23 protein-coding genes and 1 pseudogene are annotated in these 20,181 nt (G+C 49.7%); 15 read left to right on the top strand and 9 right to left on the bottom strand.

What is annotated here, in order from left to right; genetic code table 11:
• The first annotated feature begins 50 nt into the window (after positions 1-50).
• On the top strand, positions 51-353 hold the full coding sequence (locus ACOMG9_RS21900; RefSeq protein ID WP_422135560.1) for a tetratricopeptide repeat protein: 303 nt from the start codon (positions 51-53) through the stop codon (positions 351-353).
• Between the two features lie 135 nt (positions 354-488).
• Complete coding sequence (locus tag ACOMG9_RS21895) at positions 489-800, top strand: YqcC family protein (RefSeq protein WP_422135559.1); 312 nt, start codon at positions 489-491, stop codon at positions 798-800.
• Between the two features lie 60 nt (positions 801-860).
• On the opposite strand, the gene urtE is transcribed toward ACOMG9_RS21895, so the two are convergent.
• The 5 genes from urtE to urtA form a co-directional block, all read right to left on the bottom strand.
• Positions 861-1,556 carry an urea ABC transporter ATP-binding subunit UrtE gene (gene urtE, locus ACOMG9_RS21890; protein ID WP_494529415.1) on the bottom strand — a complete coding sequence of 232 codons (696 nt, stop codon included), beginning with the start codon at positions 1,554-1,556 and terminating at the stop codon, positions 861-863.
• Between the two features lie 37 nt (positions 1,557-1,593).
• Positions 1,594-2,424: an ABC transporter ATP-binding protein gene (locus ACOMG9_RS21885; RefSeq protein ID WP_494529414.1), complete on the bottom strand. Its 831-nt coding sequence runs from the start codon at positions 2,422-2,424 to the stop codon at positions 1,594-1,596.
• Complete coding sequence (urtC, locus tag ACOMG9_RS21880; protein ID WP_448218669.1) at positions 2,417-3,565, bottom strand: urea ABC transporter permease subunit UrtC; 1,149 nt, start codon at positions 3,563-3,565, stop codon at positions 2,417-2,419. Before urtC ends, ACOMG9_RS21885 begins: the two co-directional genes overlap by 8 nt.
• Positions 3,566-3,628: 63 nt before the next feature.
• Positions 3,629-5,254: an urea ABC transporter permease subunit UrtB gene (urtB, locus tag ACOMG9_RS21875; RefSeq protein ID WP_494529413.1), complete on the bottom strand. Its 1,626-nt coding sequence runs from the start codon at positions 5,252-5,254 to the stop codon at positions 3,629-3,631.
• 245 nt (positions 5,255-5,499) lie between these two features.
• Complete coding sequence (gene urtA / locus ACOMG9_RS21870; protein ID WP_494529412.1) at positions 5,500-6,807, bottom strand: urea ABC transporter substrate-binding protein; 1,308 nt, start codon at positions 6,805-6,807, stop codon at positions 5,500-5,502.
• Positions 6,808-7,033: 226 nt separating this feature from the next.
• On the opposite strand from urtA, the gene ACOMG9_RS21865 reads away from it, so the two are divergent.
• The 9 genes from ACOMG9_RS21865 to ACOMG9_RS21825 all read left to right on the top strand — a co-directional run bounded on the left by ACOMG9_RS21865 (position 7,034) and on the right by ACOMG9_RS21825 (position 13,918).
• The gene (locus ACOMG9_RS21865; RefSeq protein ID WP_494529411.1) at positions 7,034-8,026 is read left to right on the top strand and encodes an urease accessory protein UreD; all 993 of its coding nucleotides are present in this window, start codon (positions 7,034-7,036) and stop codon (positions 8,024-8,026) included.
• 65 nt (positions 8,027-8,091) lie between these two features.
• On the top strand, positions 8,092-8,394 hold the full coding sequence (locus tag ACOMG9_RS21860) for an urease subunit gamma (protein ID WP_422135553.1): 303 nt from the start codon (positions 8,092-8,094) through the stop codon (positions 8,392-8,394).
• 13 nt (positions 8,395-8,407) lie between these two features.
• Positions 8,408-8,728 carry an urease subunit beta gene (locus ACOMG9_RS21855; protein WP_448218461.1) on the top strand — a complete coding sequence of 107 codons (321 nt, stop codon included), beginning with the start codon at positions 8,408-8,410 and terminating at the stop codon, positions 8,726-8,728.
• Positions 8,728-10,434, top strand: a complete 1,707-nt coding sequence (gene ureC / locus ACOMG9_RS21850; RefSeq protein ID WP_422139067.1) for an urease subunit alpha — start codon at positions 8,728-8,730, stop codon at positions 10,432-10,434. Before ACOMG9_RS21855 ends, ureC begins: the two co-directional genes overlap by 1 nt.
• Positions 10,435-10,567: 133 nt before the next feature.
• Positions 10,568-11,701, top strand: coding sequence for an RNA-guided endonuclease InsQ/TnpB family protein (locus ACOMG9_RS21845; RefSeq protein ID WP_422472855.1), 1,134 nt, complete (start codon positions 10,568-10,570; stop codon positions 11,699-11,701).
• Between the two features lie 114 nt (positions 11,702-11,815).
• A complete protein-coding gene (gene ureE, locus ACOMG9_RS21840; RefSeq protein WP_448218459.1) occupies positions 11,816-12,310 on the top strand; it encodes an urease accessory protein UreE in 495 nt (164 codons plus the stop codon).
• The gene (locus tag ACOMG9_RS21835) at positions 12,300-12,968 is read left to right on the top strand and encodes an urease accessory protein UreF (RefSeq protein WP_448218458.1); all 669 of its coding nucleotides are present in this window, start codon (positions 12,300-12,302) and stop codon (positions 12,966-12,968) included. The genes ureE and ACOMG9_RS21835 overlap by 11 nt, the downstream gene beginning before the upstream one ends.
• 11 nt (positions 12,969-12,979) lie before the next feature.
• On the top strand, positions 12,980-13,645 hold the full coding sequence (gene ureG / locus ACOMG9_RS21830) for an urease accessory protein UreG (RefSeq protein WP_422135548.1): 666 nt from the start codon (positions 12,980-12,982) through the stop codon (positions 13,643-13,645).
• 51 nt (positions 13,646-13,696) lie between these two features.
• On the top strand, positions 13,697-13,918 hold the full coding sequence (locus ACOMG9_RS21825) for a HupE/UreJ family protein (RefSeq protein WP_494529410.1): 222 nt from the start codon (positions 13,697-13,699) through the stop codon (positions 13,916-13,918).
• Between the two features lie 50 nt (positions 13,919-13,968).
• Here the strand turns inward: ACOMG9_RS21825 and ACOMG9_RS21820 are convergent, their stop codons facing one another.
• Positions 13,969-14,388: a DUF4124 domain-containing protein gene (locus ACOMG9_RS21820; RefSeq protein WP_494529409.1), complete on the bottom strand. Its 420-nt coding sequence runs from the start codon at positions 14,386-14,388 to the stop codon at positions 13,969-13,971.
• 508 nt (positions 14,389-14,896) lie between these two features.
• A complete protein-coding gene (locus ACOMG9_RS21815; RefSeq protein WP_494529408.1) occupies positions 14,897-15,064 on the bottom strand; it encodes a hypothetical protein in 168 nt (55 codons plus the stop codon).
• A gap of 229 nt (positions 15,065-15,293) precedes the next feature.
• On the opposite strand from ACOMG9_RS21815, the gene ACOMG9_RS21810 reads away from it, so the two are divergent.
• The gene (locus tag ACOMG9_RS21810; RefSeq protein WP_448218454.1) at positions 15,294-15,692 is read left to right on the top strand and encodes a type II toxin-antitoxin system MqsA family antitoxin; all 399 of its coding nucleotides are present in this window, start codon (positions 15,294-15,296) and stop codon (positions 15,690-15,692) included.
• A 12-nt stretch (positions 15,693-15,704) separates the two neighbouring features.
• On the opposite strand, the gene ACOMG9_RS21805 is transcribed toward ACOMG9_RS21810, so the two are convergent.
• Positions 15,705-15,908, bottom strand: coding sequence for a hypothetical protein (locus tag ACOMG9_RS21805; RefSeq protein ID WP_448218453.1), 204 nt, complete (start codon positions 15,906-15,908; stop codon positions 15,705-15,707).
• A 126-nt stretch (positions 15,909-16,034) separates the two neighbouring features.
• Here ACOMG9_RS21805 and ACOMG9_RS21800 point away from each other — a divergent pair, with 126 nt between their 5' ends.
• Positions 16,035-16,355, top strand: coding sequence for a hypothetical protein (locus ACOMG9_RS21800; RefSeq protein WP_448218452.1), 321 nt, complete (start codon positions 16,035-16,037; stop codon positions 16,353-16,355).
• Positions 16,356-16,544: 189 nt separating this feature from the next.
• On the opposite strand, the gene ACOMG9_RS21795 is transcribed toward ACOMG9_RS21800, so the two are convergent.
• A complete protein-coding gene (locus ACOMG9_RS21795; protein WP_448218668.1) occupies positions 16,545-17,624 on the bottom strand; it encodes an IS91 family transposase in 1,080 nt (359 codons plus the stop codon).
• 109 nt (positions 17,625-17,733) lie between these two features.
• Here ACOMG9_RS21795 and ACOMG9_RS21790 point away from each other — a divergent pair, with 109 nt between their 5' ends.
• The gene (locus ACOMG9_RS21790; protein ID WP_448218451.1) at positions 17,734-17,925 is read left to right on the top strand and encodes a hypothetical protein; all 192 of its coding nucleotides are present in this window, start codon (positions 17,734-17,736) and stop codon (positions 17,923-17,925) included.
• A pseudogene (locus ACOMG9_RS21785) lies at positions 17,922-20,126 on the top strand (ankyrin repeat domain-containing protein); the annotation flags it as partial. The gene ACOMG9_RS21790 and the pseudogene ACOMG9_RS21785, both read left to right, overlap by 4 nt.
• Positions 20,127-20,181: the final 55 nt, after the last annotated feature.

The following is a 20,181-nucleotide window of genomic DNA, read 5'->3' as shown; positions in this document are numbered from 1 at the left end:
TCTTTGCAGTCCTCTTAACAGGGTGTTCTGGTATGGGTCATGTGACGTATATGCCACCCTCAGATGTAGAAACTACTTCTCCTCATGGGAGTCGAACGGATGCTGTTGGTATTCTGCTGGATCAGGCATCGAGTGCCATGGCGGAAAATGATCTGAACACTGCTGAAAGTTCCCTGTCCAGAGCCATGAGAATCAGTCCAACCGATCCATCGGTGTATTTCCTGTTGGCGCAACTCAGGAAAAAACAGGGACATTATGGTCAGGCCCGAGAGCTGGCAGACAGAGCTCTGAGTCTGGGGCCGGAATCAGGTCTTAGACGACAGATTAGTAGCTTTCTGACTTCACTCGATTAAAGCGAACGTATTCAGGGAAGTCGCGTGCACTTATCGTTTGAATCCACCGTTGCATAACCCTCTTTGGAGCGGAGAGGATGTCAATCAATTTTCATAGTAAAATACGGTTTGGGTTTTCATGGTAAAAGACAGTTGATGAGTACAGAAGTAAGAGAACTATTGATAGCTCTTGAAGCAGAGTTAAAAAGACTGGACTGCTGGCAGGCTTCGCCACCTTCAGCTCAGGCGCTGGCCAGTACAACGCCTTTTTGTATGGATACCATGGGATTTACTCAGTGGCTGCAATGGCTGTTTATTCCCCGGGTCCATGCCATTCTTGATCAGGGGGCTGACTTGCCGAAAGGCTCGAACATCAAGCCTTATGCAGAAGAAGCTCTGATGGTGGAGAAAATAGAAGCCACTCATTTACTGGTGCTGGTGGAGCGGTTTGACTGTTTGATGAATTGATTTGGATCGCAGGTCAGATGAATACAGACAAAGCGGCAGACAGTATTCATCTGAAGGACTTTACACCGTCATCAGTCGTCTGACTTCCTTTTCATTCATCTCACTGCCTGCTCCTGACAGTACCAGTTCACCACGATCCAGTACGGCATATTGATCTGCCAGATCCCGGGCAAATTCAAAGTATTGTTCTACCAGCAGTATGGCTATTTCTCCCCTGTCCCTGAGCATTCCTATGACGGATTGAATATCTTTGATGATGGAAGGCTGAATGCCTTCGGTTGGTTCATCAAGAATTAATAACTCCGGTTGGGTGACCAGTGCCCGGGCAATAGCCAGTTGCTGTTGTTGGCCACCCGAGAGGTCGCCTCCACGACGATGTCTCATCTCCAGCAAGGCAGGAAAAAGGTCGTATATTTCCCGATCAACTCTCCGCTGAGGACGCGGCAGACAGGCAAATCCTGTTTCCAGATTTTCCTGAACCGTGAGCAGAGGGAAAATCTGTCGACCCTGGGGTACGTAAGCAATTCCCTGACGGGCCCGCTGGTGTGAAGTCAGATTATTGATGGACTGACCCTTCCAGAGTATCTGCCCGGACGAGGCTGAAACTCGCCCGGCAACAGTATTCATTAATGTGGTTTTACCCACACCGTTGCGACCCATAATACTGGTGACCTGACCTTTATCCGCTGTCAGGGAGACAGACTTCAGTGCCTGACTGGCACCGTAAAAAACATCTATGTTCTGAACTTCAAGCATATTATTCTCCAGCACAGCGCTGCTTTTTGGCCTCAGGCTATCTCCCCAGATAGACGTCGATGACTTTTTGATCTTGCTGAACATGATCCAGCGACCCTTCTGCCAGGACACTGCCTTCGTGAAGTACCAGAACCTTACAGTCAAGCGCTTTGATAAAGGCCATGTCATGCTCGACGACCACGACGCTTCGCTCTTCAGACAATTCTCGAAGCAGGTCAGCGGTTCTGAAGGTTTCTTCATCTGTCATACCGGCTGCAGGCTCATCAATCAGAAGAAGCTCGGGGTCCTGAAGCAATAACATACCGATTTCAAGCCACTGCTTCTGACCGTGAGACAGGGATGCTCCAATAAAGTCACGGCGATCCTGAAGGCGGATTCTGCCGAGTGTTTTGTCAATCTTTCTATGACCCTCTGCAGAAAGTGCTTTGAACATAGACTCAAAAGGTGAACGACGACCTTTAAGAGCCAGCTCCAGATTTTCCCAGACCGTCAGGCTCTCGATGACAGAAGGTTTCTGAAACTTTCGGCCAATTCCCAGATTGGCCACTTCTGCTTCATCGTGTTGTGTGAGATTGATAGAACCTCTTGAAAGCCTTGAGCGGCTCTTGTTAAGCAGCCTTGAGCGGCTCTTATTAAGCAGCCCTGAGCGGTTTTTATTAAACAGCACCTCTCCGCTATCAGGTCGGGTTTTACCAGTGATGACGTCCATCATGGTGCTTTTACCGGCACCATTAGGGCCAATGATGGCCCTGAGTTCACACTGGTTGATTAAAAAAGACAGGCTGTTCAGGGCTTTGAAGCCATCAAAGCTGACTGTCACATTGTCAAGATAGAGAAGAGTGTTATCCGATATATGCTTATCAACCACGATCGGCTACCTCCTGTTCCCGAGTCCGGGCTGATGGTTTCAAAAACTTTTCACGAACTTGACTGAATAAACCAACAACGCCCTTGGGTAACCAGAGTGTTGTGACGACAAACAGTGCACCCAGTGCAAACAGCCAGGCATCGGGCATCGCTCCGGTAAACCAGGTTTTGGCATAATTAACGAGCAGTGCGCCTATGATTGCACCATAGAGTGTTCCTCTGCCACCAACGGCCACCCAGATCACCAGTTCAATAGAGTTGACGGGGGAGAACTCACCCGGATTAATAATGCCTACCTGTGGCACATAAAGTGCGCCTGCAATGCCGGCCAACACAGCAGAAACCACAAAAGCAACCAGCTTGTAATGTTCAACCCGATAACCCATAAAGCGGGTTCTGCTTTCGGCATCTCTGACAGCCATCAGAACTCTTCCGTAACGGGAATTCACCAGCCATCGACAAATCAGGTAGCCCAGTCCCAGGGCCAGCGCTGAAAACATCAACAGAGCGACACGGGTTGTATCACTTTGCAGGCTGAAGCCCAGAATATCTTTAAAGTCGGTCAGGCCATTGTTGCCACCAAAACCGAAATCATTCTGGAAGAACATCAGCATCAGGGCATAAGTCAGTGCCTGAGTAATGATGGACAGATAGACGCCGGTGACTCTGGAACGGAATGCCAGCCAGCCAAACAGGAAAGCGAGAATGCCGGGAACCACAGCCACCATCACAATAGTAAACAAGAAAGAATCAAAACCCTGCCAGTACCAGGGCAGTTCCTGCCAGCTTAAAAACACCATGAAGTCCGGCAGCTCAGGATTGCCATAGACACCACGGTCACCAATCTGACGCATCAGGTACATCCCCATGGCATAGCCACCGAGGGCAAAAAAGGCACCATGGCCGAGACTGAGGATGCCGCAATAACCCCAGACCAGATCGAGAGCCAAGGCCAGAAGGCCGAGACAGAGATATTTTCCAAGCAGTGTGACGGTATAACTGCTGACATGCAGGGCAGAGCCTTCAGGTGCCAGAAGGTTGAGCCCGGAGACCATGATGCTAATGACAAAAACCGCTATCAAAAGCCATTTGCCTGCTGGGTCGTCCAGAAGAAAACGACTGAGAGGACCTTTTCCATGCATCTTTTGCCTATGGCTGTTTTTTGGCTCATGGCTCTTTGACGACAATGTTACAGAACTCACGGATCAATCCTCCACCGCACGACCCTTGAGGGCGAACAGGCCTTTGGGTCTTTTCTGAATAAACAGAATAATGAAAATCAGTACCAGGATTTTGGCAACGACTGCACCTGCCCAGGGTTCCAGCAACTTATTGACGACACCCAGGCTCATGGCTGCCACCAGTGTGCCCCAGAGATTTCCAACACCACCAAAGACCACCACCATGAAAGAGTCGATGATGTAGTTCTGGCCGAGATTTGGACCCACATTGGTTAACTGGGACAGGGCAACACCAGCAACGCCGGCAATACCGGAACCAAGGCCAAAGGTCAGTGCGTCAATACGGTGGGTGGGAATACCCATAGAGTTGGCCATGGCGCGATTCTGGGTAACTGCCCGCACATTCAAACCAAATCGGGTGTAGCGCAGGATAAACAACAGAGTCAGAAAGACGGCCAGACTGAAGCCAATGATGTAGACTCGGTTCCAGGTCAGAGATAAAGCTTCATTGATCACCCAGGAGCCGCTTAACCATTCCGGTGTTGAGACTGCCTGGTTCAGGGGAGAGAAGACGGTTCTTACGGCCTGTTGCAGTATCAGACTGATACCAAAAGTGGCCAGAAGCGTTTCCAGTGGGCGACCATAAAGGTGACGTATGACCAGTCGCTCAATCAAAATACCGACGGTACCAGCAACAACAAAGGCGGCAGGAATGGCAATAAACAGAGATTGTTCCAATAATGATGGAAAAGCTGATTGAATGACAAAAGTCGTATAAGCGCCAAGCATCATCATTTCGCCATGGGCCATGTTGATAACCCCCATAACACCAAAAGTGATCGCCAGACCAATGGCAGCCAGAAGTAATACCGAACCCAGACTCAAGCCAAAGAAAACACTTTCTATTGCGGAGTAGTATTCCTGTCTTCGATCCATGTCGGCCAGTGCGGTGTCTATGCCCAGAAGAATTTCTTTGTTCTTAGTCTCTGTTTTCGCTGATTCCAATACTGAACCAACAAAGGGATCATCAGACTCAGACAGAATTTCAAGGCTTTGGAGCTTGAGTTCATCACTACCCTGTTGGATCTGATATAAGGCAACCGCTGTTGTCAGAGCTGAATGAACATCCTCATCGGACTCCTTCTCCAGCATGGTTTTGAGAATGGCCAATGTGTCAGCCTGAAGGTTTCTGGATGTTTCCTTAACTGCCTGAAGGCGCTTTTCCGGGTCTTCAGACTTGAGGTCCCAGAGAGCCAGAGCGGTTCTGATGGAGTTTCGCAGCCGGTTATTGATTCTGATTTTTTTCAAGCTGCGCTTTTTGACTTCACCCAGGGCTTCATCGGTAATCGGGTCAGCAATGAGATACAGTCGACCTGACTTATTGCCCGTGACCAGACGACCCGTGCTCTTTTCAATAAACAGTTGGCCAGATAACCAGAGGGTTAACAGTTTCTGGCTTTTATCATCACCTTTGGCAGAGAGATGGGTTACGGTGGTCTCCAGTTTGTCCCATGACTTCTCACTCAATTGTCTGGCCAGCTCTTCATTGCTTGTGGTGTTGCTATTGGCCAGAGCCTGTGAGGATGAGACAAAGACAAAAAGAAGACAGAGGCATACTAAAGGCAATACTTGCCAGAGTCTCCAGGTCATAAAATTTCCAGTGAATAACTATGTGTTGGCCTGTCTTGTATTGGACAGGCGTTTGGTGATGGCATGAAAAAACTAACTTCTCATGCCATGTGATACCAATCGAACTTTCTAACTCCCTATTGCGCTGAAGATTTGGGCTTTAATCCTGCGTTGGCGATCGTCGCCTTGTCTTAAGGCTCAAATCTCCATGCTCATTACGGGAGTTAGAGAGCACGATTGCTATGACTTCAACAAAAGACGACTAATCAGTAGTTCTGACCAGAGCAGACACCTGATTCCAGGTTGTAGTTGCCACACTTGATCGGGGCTGACCAGTCAGCAACAATTTTCGAGCTTTCGGGCAGATATTGAGTCCAGGCATCACCAATGACGCCCCCTTTGGTTTCCCAGACAATTTCAAACTGGCCATCGTCCTGAATTTCGCCAATCAATACCGGTTTGGTCAGGTGATGGTTGGTGTTCATCACAGCAATACCACCCGTCAGGTTGGGAACAGTGATGCCATACATGGCCGAACGGACGGCATCAACGCTGGTGGTTCCTGCTTTTTCAACGGCTTTTGTCCACATGTTGAAGCCAATATAAGTGGCTTCCATTGGATCATTGGCAACACGCTCTTCATTCTTGGTAAAGGTCTGCCAGGTTTCGATGAACTCATCGTTGATATCACTCTCGGCACTCATAAAGTAGTTCCAGGCTGCCAGGTGGCCTACCAGAGGTGCAGTATCTATACCTGACAGCTCTTCTTCACCAACAGAGAAGGCAATCACCGGAATCTGTTCAGCAGCAATGCCCTGATTAGCCAGTTCTTTATAGAAAGGTACGTTGGCGTCGCCATTAATGGTGGAAATAACCGCCGTTTTTTTACCAGCTTTACCAAACTTCTTGATATCAGAAACAATGGTCTGCCAGTCAGAGTGACCAAAAGGCGTGTAATTGATCATGATGTCCGACTCTTTGATACCCTTGCTCTTCAGGTAGGATTCCAGAATCTTGTTGGTGGTTCTCGGGTAGACGTAATCAGTACCGGCCAGAACAAAACGTTTGACGCTGCCGCCCTCTGAACTCATTAGATAATCAACCGCAGGAATAGCCTGCTGGTTAGGCGCTGCGCCGGTGTAGAAAACGTTTTTGGATGACTCTTGTCCCTCATACTGAACCGGGTAGAACATCAGGCCGTTTAACTCTTCAACCACTGGCAGAACTGATTTTCTGGATACGGAAGTCCAGCCGCCAAAAATGACATCGACTTTTTCTTTTGCCAGCAGCTCACGCGCTTTTTCTGCAAACAGAGGCCAGTCAGAGGCAGGATCAACAACAACCGCTTCGAGTTTCTTACCCAGTAGTCCACCTTTCTTATTCTGCTCGTCCACCATCATTAAAACAGTGTCTTTTAATGTGGTTTCACTGATCGCCATGGTGCCTGACAGAGAATGTAAAACACCTACCTTGATGGTATCTGCAGCCTGGGATATGACCGAAAAAGAGAGGGCGGCGGTTGCTGCAGAAGCTACAACCAGGCCCTTCGAGAGTTTTTTGAGGGAGCTCTTCATAGTTTTTATTAATCCTGTTTTTTATCCTTATGTGCGACAGTGTGACAGCAATGTGCATGCCAATATATTATGTAACTGTCGTTCATTAGGAAAAGCTCTCACTTCTAACAGTTGAGTTAGAGTTAATTTCTTAATATCGTCTTGACAGTAGATGCCTTATTTCAGAACATCCTCGATCACCAATATGGTGCCTATGTATTTTTTTGGTGCTATTTAAGCTGACTTTATGGTCAAGAATGTCAGCAGTCGTATAAAAATAAAATGGAACATCTTTTGCAGGCCAGAGATGACCTTTAACAGTAAGGGCAGAAGTATGGGGCTGGCATTCAATCGACACTCTATCCCGCGATCCAACCCGGATACTGATTCCGATCAGGGTGACGTTGCGTCCGGAGACAGCGGCTGGCGTGCCGGAATTGCTGTGGAGCTGAAATACATGGACGGCCATACCCGCATGGGCCGCACGCGCCATTATGGTCCCCTGCGGATTCAACGTCCGTTCTGGCCAGAAGGTAAAGACCTGGCGCATCTCTATATTCTTCACCCGCCAGGAGGGTTGGTGGCCGGTGATGAGCTGATTCAGAGTTTTGAAGCCCACTCTGGTGCATCCGGACTGGTGACTACTCCTGCTGCAGGGAAAGTCTACTTTAATGGTAATGGCCGTCTTCAGAAACAGCTGACGTCCATGGTCGTTCAAGACAATGCCTGTCTCGAATGGTTGCCTCAGGAAACTATTATTTTCAATGGTGCAGAAGCGGAACTGAATACATCCATTGAGTTGAACGGCAATGGCTGCTACGCAGGCTGGGATATCGTTTGTCTTGGTCGTAAAGCCAGTGGCGAAGCCTTTGAGCAGGGCAGGGTGATCCAGAATCTTCACCTCACTCGTAACGATCAGCCACTTTATCGAGAAAGGCTGGAGCTGGCAGCGGGCTCACCTCTTGCTCAGTCCGTTCTTGGTCTTAATGGCCAGCATGTATTCGGTACACTGCTCATGACCTTTGAACAAGACCCCGGTTGTGATCATCTGCATGAAAGGCTGGAAGCCTGCGGAGGCTCTAAATGTACAGCCATTACCTGGCGAAACGGGGTTTTTATTGCTCGCTATCTGGGCAGCTCACCTGAACAGGCCAGAACACTGTTTACCTGGCTTTGGAATGAGCTTCGTGGCCAATTGAATGGCCGGAAAGGTTGCAAGCCCAGAATCTGGAATACCTGATTGTTGATGCCTATAACCTACCAATAGCGCATTAAAAGACCACAAGGATAAATTGGAGGGCTCTCATGGAGCTGACCCCCAGAGAAAAAGACAAATTGCTGTTATACACAGCGGCACTGGTTGCTGAACGTCGCCTTGGCAGGGGAGTAAAGCTGAATTACCCGGAGTCCATTGCGCTGATTTCGATGCACATAATGGAGGGCGCCAGAGACGGCAAGACAGTTGCTCAGCTGATGAATGAAGGGCGTGAAATCCTGACTCGTGACCATGTCATGGAAGGCATTCCCGAGATGATTCATGAAGTTCAGGTAGAAGCCACCTTTCCGGACGGCACCAAACTGGTGACGGTTCACAATCCCATTGCGTAGAGCAGGAGGTTTTATGATTCCAGGAGAGGTCATTGCCTGCGAAGAGGCAATCGAGATTAATAAAGGGCGGGAGACCTGCGTTGTCTCCGTGGCCAATACTGGCGACAGGCCAGTACAGGTTGGTTCTCATTATCATTTCTATGAAGTGAACCCGGCACTGGCTTTTGATCGGGAATCCACTCTCGGTTTCCGGTTGAATATCCCGGCAGGAACCGCTGTCCGTTTTGAGCCTGGTCAGGATCGACAGGTTGAATTGGTGCGTTTTGCCGGAGAAGGCAAAATCTATGGTTTCCGAGGTGATGTCATGGGTGAGCTTGAGCAGGGAGATAAATAATGGCCAGAATGGAACGTCAAACCTATGTGGACATGTTTGGTCCGACCGTAGGCGACAAAGTACGTCTTGGTGACACGGATCTGTTCATCAGTCCGGAGAAAGACTTTACCGTTTATGGCGACGAAGTGAAGTTTGGAGGCGGCAAGGTTATTCGTGACGGTATGGGCCAGAGTCAGAGAACAGGTGCTGATGTTGTGGATACGGTCATCACCAATGCTCTGATTCTGGATCACTGGGGCATCGTAAAAGCGGATATTGGCATTAAAAACGGCCGGATAGAAAAGATAGGCAAGGCCGGCAACCCCGACGTGCAGGCCGGAGTCGACATCATTATTGGTCCCGGCACCGAAGTGATTGCCGGCGAAGGTCAGGTTGTCACTGCGGGGGGGATTGATGCCCATATCCACTTCATCTGCCCCCAACAGATAGAAGAAGCCCTGGCTTCCGGGGTCACCACCATGCTCGGTGGCGGCACCGGACCTGCTACAGGGAGCAATGCGACAACCTGTACACCCGGTGAGTGGCATATGAGTTCCATGCTGCAGGCTGTGGACAGTTTACCTATGAATATCGGTTTTCTTGGCAAAGGCAACGCCAGCATACCCGCAGCACTGGAAGAGCAGGTTCTGGCGGGAGCCATGGGGCTCAAGCTTCATGAAGACTGGGGGACCACTCCAGCCTCTATTGACTGTTGCCTTGGAGTGGCAGAGAAATACGACATTCAGGTAGCTATTCACACCGACACCCTGAATGAATCCGGCTTTGTTGAAGATACTATTGCCGCATTTAAGGGCAGAGTTATCCACACCTATCATACCGAGGGTGCCGGAGGCGGACATGCTCCCGATATTATCAAGGCCTGTGGTGAAGACTTTGTCCTTCCGTCGTCTACCAACCCGACACGTCCATACACCATCAACACGGTTGATGAGCATCTGGATATGCTGATGGTTTGTCACCATCTCGATCCGAACATTCCTGAAGATGTGGCTTTTGCCGACTCCCGCATTCGTCGAGAAACCATTGCAGCAGAAGATATTCTACATGACCTGGGCGCTTTCTCGATGATTGCTTCGGACTCCCAGGCCATGGGGCGGGTCGGTGAAGTGGTTTGTCGTACCTGGCAGACGGCTCATAAAATGAAAGTTCAACGGGGATTATTGCCTGAAGACTCATCGGCGGGTGTGGATAACTTCAGGGCACGCCGTTATGTGGCGAAATACACCATGAATCCGGCAATAACCCATGGTATTTCTCATGAAGTGGGCTCTGTCGAGCCGGGTAAGCTGGCTGACCTGGTGCTTTGGAAACCGGCATTCTTTGGCACTAAACCTTCTCTGGTATTAAAGGGTGGAGCGATTGCCATGGCACCTATGGGTGATCCCAATGCGTCTATCCCGACACCACAACCGGTTCATTACCGACCCATGTTTGGGGCTCTGGGTAAAACCGTTTCTGCTACCTCTCTTTCGTTTGTTTCGCAGGCCGCTTTTGAAAACGACATTGGCCGTAAATTAGGATTGAATAAAGTCGTTTCTGCGGTAAAAAATACCCGAACGATTCGCAAGAAAGATATGTTGCTGAACACCTGGCAGCCCCATATGGAAGTGAATCCAGAGACCTATGAAGTGCGTGCCGATGGCGAGCTGCTGGTCTGTGAACCGGCCAAAGTCGTACCTCTGGCACAGCGCTACTTTCTTTTTTAATCATTTTTTACCTGAACCTGCGTAAAGCATCGCCCAATCGGGCGGTGATATAAGCAACAAGCCCGTGTAGGGCTTGCAGAACCGGAATCCTTAATTATTTACAGGCGCTTATCGTTTCTGTAATATTCCTGCCATGAAAACTAAACGTGCCTACAAAGAACGATTCTACCCAACGCCGGAACAGGAAATACTTCTTGCCCAGTCGTTTGGTTGCGCCCGTTTTGTCTATAACAACACCCTCCGTTTTCGCACTGATGCCTACTACAAAGACGGGCAATCTATCTCCCATTCCGAGGCAGAAAAGCGGCTTGTGTCGCTCAAGACAGAGTTCCCATTTCTGGCAGATGTATCCAGTGTCATCCTGCAACAAACACTCAGAGATCAGCAGGAAGCCTTCAAGAACTTTTGGGCTGGCAGGGCGAAATACCCTAAGTTCAAAAAAAGACATTCAAGACAAAGTATGCGGCTGACAAAGGCTGCTTTCAGCGTTAAAAACGGCCACCTGTTTATAGCCAAAAGCAAAGAGCCTCTGAACATTCGCTGGAGCAGAGAACTGTCTTCTGAGCCTTCCAGTGTCACTATCAGCAAAGATCGGGCAGGCCGGTACTTTGTTTCTATGTTGTGCGAATTTGAAGCTAAAGCAATGCCTATTAGAAATAAGACAGTGGGCATTGATTTAGGTTTGAATGATCTGTTCATCACTTCAGACGGTGAAAAATCCGGTAATCCAAGGCACACCAAACGCTACGAGCGAAAGCTCGCCTACCTTCAGCGTCAGTTGTCGAAAAAGCAGAAAGGCAGCAGCAACAGAGCTAAAGCAAAGCTCAAGGTTGCTCGTATCCATGCAAAAATTGCCGATTGCCGGATGGATGCTACTCACAAGGCATCCCGCGAATTTATAGACGAGAACCAAGTTGTTTGCGTAGAGTCTCTGAACGTGAAGGGTATGATTCAAAATCCAAAGCTGGCCAAGCACATAGCCGATGCAAACTGGGGAGAATTTGTCCGACAGTTGCAATACAAGGCGGAGTGGGCAGAAAGAAAGGTTGTTCAGATTGACCGGTTCTTTCCAAGCTCCAAGCGTTGCTCCGGCTGTGGGTTTGTCCATGAAAGCTTGCCGTTGTCTATTCGTGAATGGGAGTGTCCAGAGTGCCGCACTCATCACGACCGGGACATTAATGCAGCAAAGAATATCAAAACCGCCGGGCTGGCGGGGTTAGCCTGTGGAGCGACTGGAACGGGGATGGCTGCGAAAGCAACCATCTAGGGAAGGCGTGACGAAGCAGGAAGGTTCTTGGAGCGATCTAAGAACCCTCGCCCGATAGGGCGGGGAGTGTCAGAATAAATAGCCCAAAGCCAATCAAGCAAAGGAAAATAAGAAATGCTGAAGTTAACCAGGCGCCTGCAGGAAACTGATGTTCAGCACAATGATGAGCTATTGCTGCCATTTGATGAGCGCAAGAGAGGTCGTTTAAAAGCGACCACCCAAGGAGGAAGAGCAGCGGGAATATTCATCGAGCGCGGCGATGTTTTAAGAGACGGCACCCTGCTTCAGGCAGACAGCGGTGAAGTCGTATTGATTCGAGCCAGCGATGAAGAGGTCACAACCGCCAGTTGTGAGAATGCCCTGACGTTTGCCAAAGCCTGCTATCACCTTGGCAATCGCCATGTTCCGTTACAGATAGGTAATAACTGGCTTCGATTCCAGAAAGATCACGTTCTGGATGAAATGGTGATGTTACTGGGGCTGACGGTAGATCACACGGAAGCTCCTTTTGAGCCCGAAAGCGGTGCTTACGCCAGGGGGCATAGTCATCACCATCATCATCACCCTGGTGAGCACAGCCATGAGCCGGTAGAAAACCATGAATACTGAGGCATTACTTGGCCTTTTGCATCTATCCAGTCCAGCCCTGCCTGTTGGGGCTTTTGCTTACTCTCAGGGTCTGGAAACCGCTATTGATCGGCAATGGTGTTTTGATCGTGAGTCCACCTGCCATTGGGTCTCTCAGTTGCTCGGGCAGGGAATGGGTCGTCTTGATGTTCCGGTATTCTTTCGACTTTACGACGCTTTCCGGTCTGACGACAGGCCATCAGTTGAGCACTGGAACCGTCAATTGCTCGCCTTTCGAGAAACTCGAGAGCTTTATGATGAAGACTGTCAGGTGGGCAGGGCATTCAAAACCTGGCTGAAGTCTTTATTCCCGCAAGAATCCAGAGCGGACTGGCTGGAGATACCCTCCCAGGCAGCTATGTTTGCTTTATCGAGTTTATGTCACGGTATGGAGAAAGACATTGCCGCTATCGGACTGCTTTGGTCATGGTGCGAAAACCAGGTGACAGCAGCAACCAAGGCGGTACCCCTGGGACAGACCGATGCCCAGAAAATTTTGCACCATCTGGCCAGTGAAATTGGCCCTGTGATCGAGAGCGCCAAGACGATTCATGATCACGAATTGGGGAATAACCTGGTGCATTTCGCCATGGCCAGCAGCTGGCATGAGCACCAGTATTCAAGATTGTTCAGATCCTAGGAAGAAGAAATATGACTAGCAAGCAGACTCAAACCCTCCGCGTTGGTGTCGGTGGTCCTGTGGGGTCCGGTAAAACAGCACTGCTTACCAAACTCTGTGCATCCATGCGCCAGCATTATAATCTGGCAGTGGTGACTAATGATATTTATACGAAAGAAGACGCGCAGTTTCTGATTCGTCATGAGGCGTTGGAAGAAGATCGCATCATTGGCGTTGAAACCGGTGGATGCCCTCATACGGCTATTCGTGAAGATGCATCCATGAATCTGGCAGCGGTGGATGAGCTTTGTCAGAGACATCCGGGACTGGAAATGGTTTTGGTGGAGTCTGGTGGCGATAACCTCAGTGCAACCTTCAGCCCTGAGCTGTCCGACCTGACCATCTACGTCATTGATGTTTCCGCAGGAGACAAGATTCCTCGTAAGGGAGGGCCGGGTATTACCCGTTCTGATCTGTTGATCATCAATAAAACCGATCTTGCACCTATCGTTGGAGCCTCTCTGGAAGTCATGGACAGGGATGCAAAAAAGATGCGCGGAGATCGTCCTTTCCTGTTCACCAACCTGAAAGCGGAGCAGGGTGTCCGTGAAGTGATCGACTTTATCGTTGACAAAGGCATGCTGGAAGCGAAAATGCCTGAAAAACAGGATCACGAACCCACTGCCGTGAGCGTATAATGTCGCATATTCACCGTTTGCGGTAATAAAAATAGACAGGAGTAGTACGATATGAAAAAACTGAGAACTGTTTCTATAGCCACTGCCGCCGTGTTGGCCTCTTCTCAGGCCTTTGCTCATCCGGGAGACCATTCAGAGGGAAGTGTTTTCTCATTGCTGATGCACTTTCTGACTGAGCCCGATCATATGGTCTTTATCGGCGTCACCGGTGCCCTGGCGTGTTTTTCCTACCGTATCTATAAAAAGATTACAGGTAAAAAACGTCAGAGTTAAATGAACGAAGCCGGGCAGTTAAGCCTGCCCGGTGGTTATTGTGGCCCTGCTCAGAAACAGAACTGTTTCATTTGCTGATGAATTCTCTCCTTCTCCCTTTCCCGGTCTTCGTCATTCAGTATTTCAAAACTGCCATCGGCTTTGTCCAGACGTACCTGATCATCACTGTCGAGTGTCTCGAGGTTGGCTGAAAGAGTCTTACAGTAAGCCAGAACTTCGGGATTTTGACGGGTTTCAGAAGGATTCTTCGGGGTGGACTCAGATTCAGCGGAAGGGGGCGGGTCTTCAGGCTCTTCTTTATGCTCGTTCACCGTTGAAATGATCTCGGTATCAACATTAACCAGTGGCGGTCTGGAGGAGTAGTGAGCTGTGCCCTTTTCATCAATCCACTTGTAAATTTTTTCTGCCTGAACGGGTAGGCTCAGGCAAGCCATCAGGAGCAGTAAAACCAGAGCTTGTATTGCTTTCATGCTGATTATCCTTAAGTGCTTGATTTATTATTGGAAACATCACCGAGCCCGGCTTTTAGCCTGATGATAGTGAGCTAAAGCTGTTTTTCTGGCTCATGATTGTTTGCAGTCATTACTCTAAATGTAAGCAATTTCTGGCAGAATATTGAAAAAGCTTTAACTTGTTGATTTATTTGAATTATTTTTATCAAGGGAAACTGTATTTCAATGAATACACCCTCTGATATACCCTAAAAACCCTCAAAATAGCCCCAAGCCATTAGAGGGGGTCGCGAAACTCTCTCCAGCGTGAGAACGAGTTGACTCCCGTTATTCACGGCTTCATTCTCGTCATTCCCGCGAAGGCGGGAATCCACACTGACTCACCACCAGAACTATACTGCCCGTTGCACCCCTGGCCTTGTCATCCCCGAGAAGGCAGAGACCCACTGTTGGCGCTGGATTCCCGCCTTCGCGGGAATGACGACTTCAGAGCGTGAGAAGGAGCTGTTGAAGTTTTGCGACAGCCTCAATAAACAGAGGACTCATAAACAGGCCAATCAGGCACCTCTGTTTTAATGGCGCCAGCCTCAACCAGGGCTTTGCTTCCCACATCCACACCTTCTCCCAGGACAGTGTTCTGACTGCCATCTCTGAGGGTCACTTTGCTGGTTCCATTACCATTTTTTGCTGTCACTGTGACGATGGTTTTTGCCCCTTCCGGGATCAGTGAGTCGCCCAGACAATCTGAAAGGTAGAGCAGGTTGTCGAATAAGGTGCATCCCGATATTGAGTAGGGTATACACTGCGGTCGGGCGTGACCGTCTAGCTGTATGAATGCCCGTCGTTTTGGGCGGGGAGGATGTCAACTGAAACTGACGGTTACTGATGATGTACTCGTCGTGTCCTTTAAGGAGCTATAGACGATGAAATGTCCAGCATGTTCTGGGGCCGATCTGGTGCGTGACACTCGTGATTTGCCTCACAGTTACAAAGGTGAAAGTACTTCTATCCCGGATGTTACCGGAGGTTATTGTCCGGCTTGTGGAGAGGTCGTTCTTGACGCCAGAGAATCAGAGCGGGTTAGTGCGGCGATGGTTGCTTTTAATAAACAGGTAAACGCTTCCATAGTCGACCCGGGCTTTATTGCGAATGTCCGTAAAAAGCTGACTCTTGACCAGAAAGAGGCCGGAGAGATTTTTGGTGGAGGGGGTAACGCATTTTCCCGATACGAAAATGGCAAAACCAAACCACCACTTTCACTGGTAAAACTGTTCAGACTGCTGAACAATCATCCAGAGCTTTTGTCTGAAATTCGTAGCTGAAATACTTTCTAGTTACTGTGAGACAGCCAAACGTCTTTGCTGGAAACAGGATTTTACCTGGTCGTCACGCAGGATCTCTTCATAGAGCTTTAGGTCACGGCCTCGTTGTTGTAAGACACTGTCAGGGTTGGGCAGTAACAATGTCGTATAAGCTTTGGCCATGCGTATGCCATGGTCGGCCTTTGCGATTTCCACGAGAGTTGCTTTCCCTGCCATGATAGTATCCTTCTTGGTACGGCTGTTAGTGATATTATACTGCGTGTGCAATATATCCCTATGTTAGGTGTCTTTGTACCAGTCTCTGCTACGCTGGTTACTCCATTCACAACGAGAGTAGTCCCGATGTCGTTAGAAGTCAGGATAGAGCAACTTGAGTCACATTTTGACTCACTGGATAGTGCAGTTCGTAGTCTCATTGAGATCACTGGTGATACACACCAAGAGATACTGGCAACAAGACGGGAGATGCGAGAGTACCAGCAGGAAAATCGGTTGCGCTTTGCACAGCATGACCGTGAACTCTCAGAAATTAAAACTGCGATTGGTGCGCTTACTGAAGCCACCTATGCAGGCTTTAAATGTAGCGACAAAAAAATAGAACGAATAAGGATAGATTGCGCGCAGCCGCAATCTTATCCGGTTGTTGAACAAGCCCGGATTTGACAGCCACTCGGAATGGTTTATGGGAAATAGCTTTTTCTCTGGCAGCCTTTATAGCTGATGCAGGTTGGTTTTGGCTTTTGTTATGAGCGCGTCCCTGCCCAAGCTATTAATTGAGCATTGTCGTAAAAATATGTATTCAGATTGTGCTGGCTCTCCCCTGTTGAGTGAATTTAAGCCCTTTTTTATCGGTCAGGTGAAACCTGTGAACCGGAATGCTATGACTTTCATATCGCAGCCACAGGTTCTGCAGGCGTGTTTTGGTCGGATGATAGGTTCCAGAGGTTTCAGCATGACTTGCAAGATCAGCTGAATCAGGTTAAGTCTGCGTTTAGCCCGACAGTGCAGGAATCCGTAGTCACGGACTCGTCTCAATCCTTTGGGCAGAACATGCTGTAAAACCAGCCAGAGAAAGCCTTCTCCTTTTATGGTTCGCTGCTCTTTTGCACCGGTTTTACTGTTCCGATAGATGAAAGTCACTTGTCCGTCATCATGACCTGTAATCTGCCGGTCAGCAATAACGCCCCGGTAGAGATATCTGGACAAGTATTTCAAAGCAGGTTCGCCTTTTCCGACGTGCTGACAATTCACCACCCAGAGTTCGGGCAGCGATTTTTTAAGCGTTGGTGTCAGTAAAGCCGCTTCATTCAGAGCTTTCAACAATCGTCCCCGGAAGACTCTGGCCAGGTTGTTACTGTTGAACAGGTAGTTACCCTTGAGCTTTCGCCATTCACGACGGCGGGTATTAATACCACCACCTGGAACTACAAAGTGCACATGAGGGTGGTAATCAAGTCGACGACTGTGGGTATGTAATACGCCGGTCATTCCGAGCTGCCCGTCCAGACTTTTGTGATTGCAGCCAAAGCTTTTCAGGGTTTCAGCTGCTTTCCTGAACAACAGGTCATAGACTTGACGCTGGTGTTGCCATGCGATTTGCCGCAATTGTGCAGGCAGAGTAAAAGTCACCATGAAATACTCAACAGGGAGCAGTTTTTGCCGCTGCCTTGCCAGCCACTCAGTGGTATCGGTATTCTGGCAGCGATTGCAGCTACGGTGACCGCAGGACATCGGACGTTGATCACGGCGCTGGCAGGCAGTGCATTCCAGCAGTGTCATTCCGGCAGCAGGTGTCCGGCAACTTCGGATGGATTTAAAGGCTTTCTGGTGGCCAGGCAGTAGTTTATGCCGGTACTTTTTCAAATCTGGCCGTAGTGATCGGCAATAACAGCGAGGGTCATGATTATTTTCCCCCAGCCCAAGGTCGTCCATCAGGTGGTTGATCATCCGGTGGCTGTTGATTTCCACGGTTTCTGTCGGGCGGGTATAAAACGCCGCCTTGCCTTCTGGTGGCGCCACCCCTTTGTTCATCGCAGTCGAGATGGGCGATGCCAACTGCGCGCAACTCCTGATCAACGCCGGGGCGAATGTCACTGCCGTCTTGTCAAATGGCGACACCCTGATGCCCATCGCAACCAGGCTGGGCTATATTGACTGCATGAACCTGCTGATCAATGCCGGGGCACTGTGGGGAGTAGAGGCGGTGGATGACCAGAATGCAGGGATAGAATGATTAAACACTCACTCTATGCAGCACCACTGTTGCTAATGGTATTGTCCGTCGTCTGTCAGGCTCAAGCGCTGACAAAACGTTTTGTTATCGAGCTTGAACAGAAAACAGGTTCTCCAAACCAGAACTTTTCTGTAACACCTGGCCTTCATACATTGTCGTGTATCATCTCAGACATTGCCCACACAAAAGGCTATGCAGGATCAGATTTATCGTCTGATGAGAAACAAGGCAGACTAAGCGGCTACGAGCTAAAAACAAAGGTCACTGAATCAATTCCGTGGCCATGGCTTTACGCCAATTATCTGCTGGTGAGTTACGAACTGATCCTGACCACCAGAAATACCCCACTGAGCTCCACCTCGCATTCATGGCTACCTGTAGAAATGGTTGTCGCTTTCGGTTCGCTTTTAAAAAGTTATTTGGATATGTACTCGCCGTCGTATAATACGATGAAACTAAAAGGGCTGCGTCAGGATCACCCGTTGGCAGCCATCATTACGGTGCCCGGCTCTGGCAATAACCAGCAACAACACCCGCCATCAGAGTCTTCTGGGCAGCAGGCTCAGGAAGCCACCGCCGATCCTACAGGCTCTTTCAGCAACTTCCTTTATTCTGATTCTGACTCTGCCGATGGTAGCGGAGGCTCACAGCAGCATCAGCATACTTTGGGTTTAGATTGTTTTGTCTCTCCCTGTCATGGCGTCTGTCAATTCCGACCATCATCCGATAGCAGTGAGTCTGCTGAATGGCCGATGAATTCCGCAGCAAATTCGACAGGCCACACAGCAGCAACGCCCGGACAAAGCTCATGCCCACATTTGGACAATGGACACTGCCCGGAGTGCGCAGGCCATGTGAATAACACAGATGTACTACTCATGGATGGCATTCCCCGCCCCGCCGTCTCCGTGGACACTGACGTACCGCCGGAGTCCGATCCCTGTCCTATTTGTATGATTCACTTCCATTACCGTGATGTAGCGCTTGTGGTCGTCAAAAGCCAATGTTGTGGCAAGCGCTTCGATCTGGACTGTATTACGAGGTGTTTTGTTCAACGCCCCATCGGCTCTCGCCGGTGTGCAATGTGCCGGCAAAATCCGATGCCTATGGTGAATGAGAACACCGGTGAATCTCACCCGGATAAATTTTTTCCCGATCCGGCGTTTTATCGTGGCTGTTTTGAGGGGGATTTGGATCAGGTGGAGAAGTCACTGGCAGAAGGAGTCAATGTCAATGCCGTTATGAATAATGGTCGTACTGCCTTGATGTTGGCATCCATCCGGGGGCACAGGGACGTCGTCGAATGCCTGATCAACGCCGGTGCGGATCTCAATGAGCGGACCATGAATGGCGCCACCCTGCTGATCATCGCTGCCAAGAGGGGCCATGCCGACATCGTGAAACTCCTGATCGAAGCCAAAGCGGATTTCAACGCCCGAAATAAAGATGGCACCTCCCCGCTGTACATCGCTGCCCAGGAAAATAACACTGACTGCGTAAAAATCCTGATCGAAGCCCGGGCGGATCTCAACGCCCGGCCTGACAATGGCGCCACCCCGCTGACCATCGCTGCCCAGTATGGCCATGGCGACATCGTGAAACTCCTGATTGAGGCCGGGGCTGATCTCAACGCCCGGAATAAGAATGGTTCCACCCCGCTGATCAATGCTGCCGGGAAGGGCTATACCGACATCGTGAAACTCCTGATCGAGGCCGAGGCTGATCTCAACGCCCGGAATAAGAATGGCACCACCGCACTGATCATTGCTGCCCAGAATGGCCATACCGACATCGTGAAACTCCTGATCGAGGCCAAAGTGGATCTCAACGCCCGGGCTAAGAATGGCGGCACCGCACTGTTCATCGCTGTCCAACAAAATAACACCGACTGTGTGAAAGTCCTGATTAACGCCGGGGCGGATCTCGACGCTGCCATGACGAATGGCACCACCCCGCTGATCATTGCTTCAGCCAAAGGCAATACCGACTGTGTGAAAGTCCTGATTAACGCCGGGGCGGATCTCGACGCTGCCATGACGAATGGCACCACCCCGCTGATCATTGCTTCAGCCAAAGGCAATACCGACTGTGTGAAAATCCTGATCGAAGCTGGAGCGGATCTCAACGCCCAGACTAACAATGGCACCACCCCGCTGTTCAAGGCTGCCCAGAATGGCCATGCCGACATCGTGAAACTCCTGATCGAAAGCCAAAGCGGATTTCAACGCCCGAAACAAAGATGGCACCTCCGCGCTG

It is taken from the genome of Endozoicomonas sp. PH6C, from assembly GCF_059322965.1.
This window is presented reverse-complemented; position numbering and strand designations above follow the sequence as displayed.

What these genes read in the sequence shown, in the direction of transcription:
- ACOMG9_RS21820 (WP_494529409.1), bottom strand. Translation starts at nt 14,388, where the DNA reads ATGAAAGCAATACAAGCTCTGGTTTTACTGCTCCTGATGGCTTGCCTG.
- ACOMG9_RS21900 (WP_422135560.1), top strand. Translation starts at nt 51, where the DNA reads ATGCCACCCTCAGATGTAGAAACTACTTCTCCTCATGGGAGTCGAACG.
- ureG (WP_422135548.1), top strand. Translation starts at nt 12,980, where the DNA reads ATGACTAGCAAGCAGACTCAAACCCTCCGCGTTGGTGTCGGTGGTCCT.
- ACOMG9_RS21795 (WP_448218668.1), bottom strand. Translation starts at nt 17,624, where the DNA reads ATGGACGACCTTGGGCTGGGGGAAAATAATCATGACCCTCGCTGTTAT.
- urtE (WP_494529415.1), bottom strand. Translation starts at nt 1,556, where the DNA reads ATGCTTGAAGTTCAGAACATAGATGTTTTTTACGGTGCCAGTCAGGCA.
- ACOMG9_RS21805 (WP_448218453.1), bottom strand. Translation starts at nt 15,908, where the DNA reads ATGGCAGGGAAAGCAACTCTCGTGGAAATCGCAAAGGCCGACCATGGC.
- ACOMG9_RS21810 (WP_448218454.1), top strand. Translation starts at nt 15,294, where the DNA reads ATGAAATGTCCAGCATGTTCTGGGGCCGATCTGGTGCGTGACACTCGT.
- ACOMG9_RS21865 (WP_494529411.1), top strand. Translation starts at nt 7,034, where the DNA reads ATGGTCAAGAATGTCAGCAGTCGTATAAAAATAAAATGGAACATCTTT.
- urtB (WP_494529413.1), bottom strand. Translation starts at nt 5,254, where the DNA reads ATGACCTGGAGACTCTGGCAAGTATTGCCTTTAGTATGCCTCTGTCTT.
- ACOMG9_RS21855 (WP_448218461.1), top strand. Translation starts at nt 8,408, where the DNA reads ATGATTCCAGGAGAGGTCATTGCCTGCGAAGAGGCAATCGAGATTAAT.
- ACOMG9_RS21845 (WP_422472855.1), top strand. Translation starts at nt 10,568, where the DNA reads ATGAAAACTAAACGTGCCTACAAAGAACGATTCTACCCAACGCCGGAA.
- urtA (WP_494529412.1), bottom strand. Translation starts at nt 6,807, where the DNA reads ATGAAGAGCTCCCTCAAAAAACTCTCGAAGGGCCTGGTTGTAGCTTCT.
- ureE (WP_448218459.1), top strand. Translation starts at nt 11,816, where the DNA reads ATGCTGAAGTTAACCAGGCGCCTGCAGGAAACTGATGTTCAGCACAAT.
- ACOMG9_RS21895 (WP_422135559.1), top strand. Translation starts at nt 489, where the DNA reads ATGAGTACAGAAGTAAGAGAACTATTGATAGCTCTTGAAGCAGAGTTA.
- urtC (WP_448218669.1), bottom strand. Translation starts at nt 3,565, where the DNA reads ATGCATGGAAAAGGTCCTCTCAGTCGTTTTCTTCTGGACGACCCAGCA.
- ACOMG9_RS21800 (WP_448218452.1), top strand. Translation starts at nt 16,035, where the DNA reads ATGTCGTTAGAAGTCAGGATAGAGCAACTTGAGTCACATTTTGACTCA.
- ureC (WP_422139067.1), top strand. Translation starts at nt 8,728, where the DNA reads ATGGCCAGAATGGAACGTCAAACCTATGTGGACATGTTTGGTCCGACC.
- ACOMG9_RS21825 (WP_494529410.1), top strand. Translation starts at nt 13,697, where the DNA reads ATGAAAAAACTGAGAACTGTTTCTATAGCCACTGCCGCCGTGTTGGCC.
- ACOMG9_RS21860 (WP_422135553.1), top strand. Translation starts at nt 8,092, where the DNA reads ATGGAGCTGACCCCCAGAGAAAAAGACAAATTGCTGTTATACACAGCG.
- ACOMG9_RS21790 (WP_448218451.1), top strand. Translation starts at nt 17,734, where the DNA reads ATGGGCGATGCCAACTGCGCGCAACTCCTGATCAACGCCGGGGCGAAT.
- ACOMG9_RS21835 (WP_448218458.1), top strand. Translation starts at nt 12,300, where the DNA reads ATGAATACTGAGGCATTACTTGGCCTTTTGCATCTATCCAGTCCAGCC.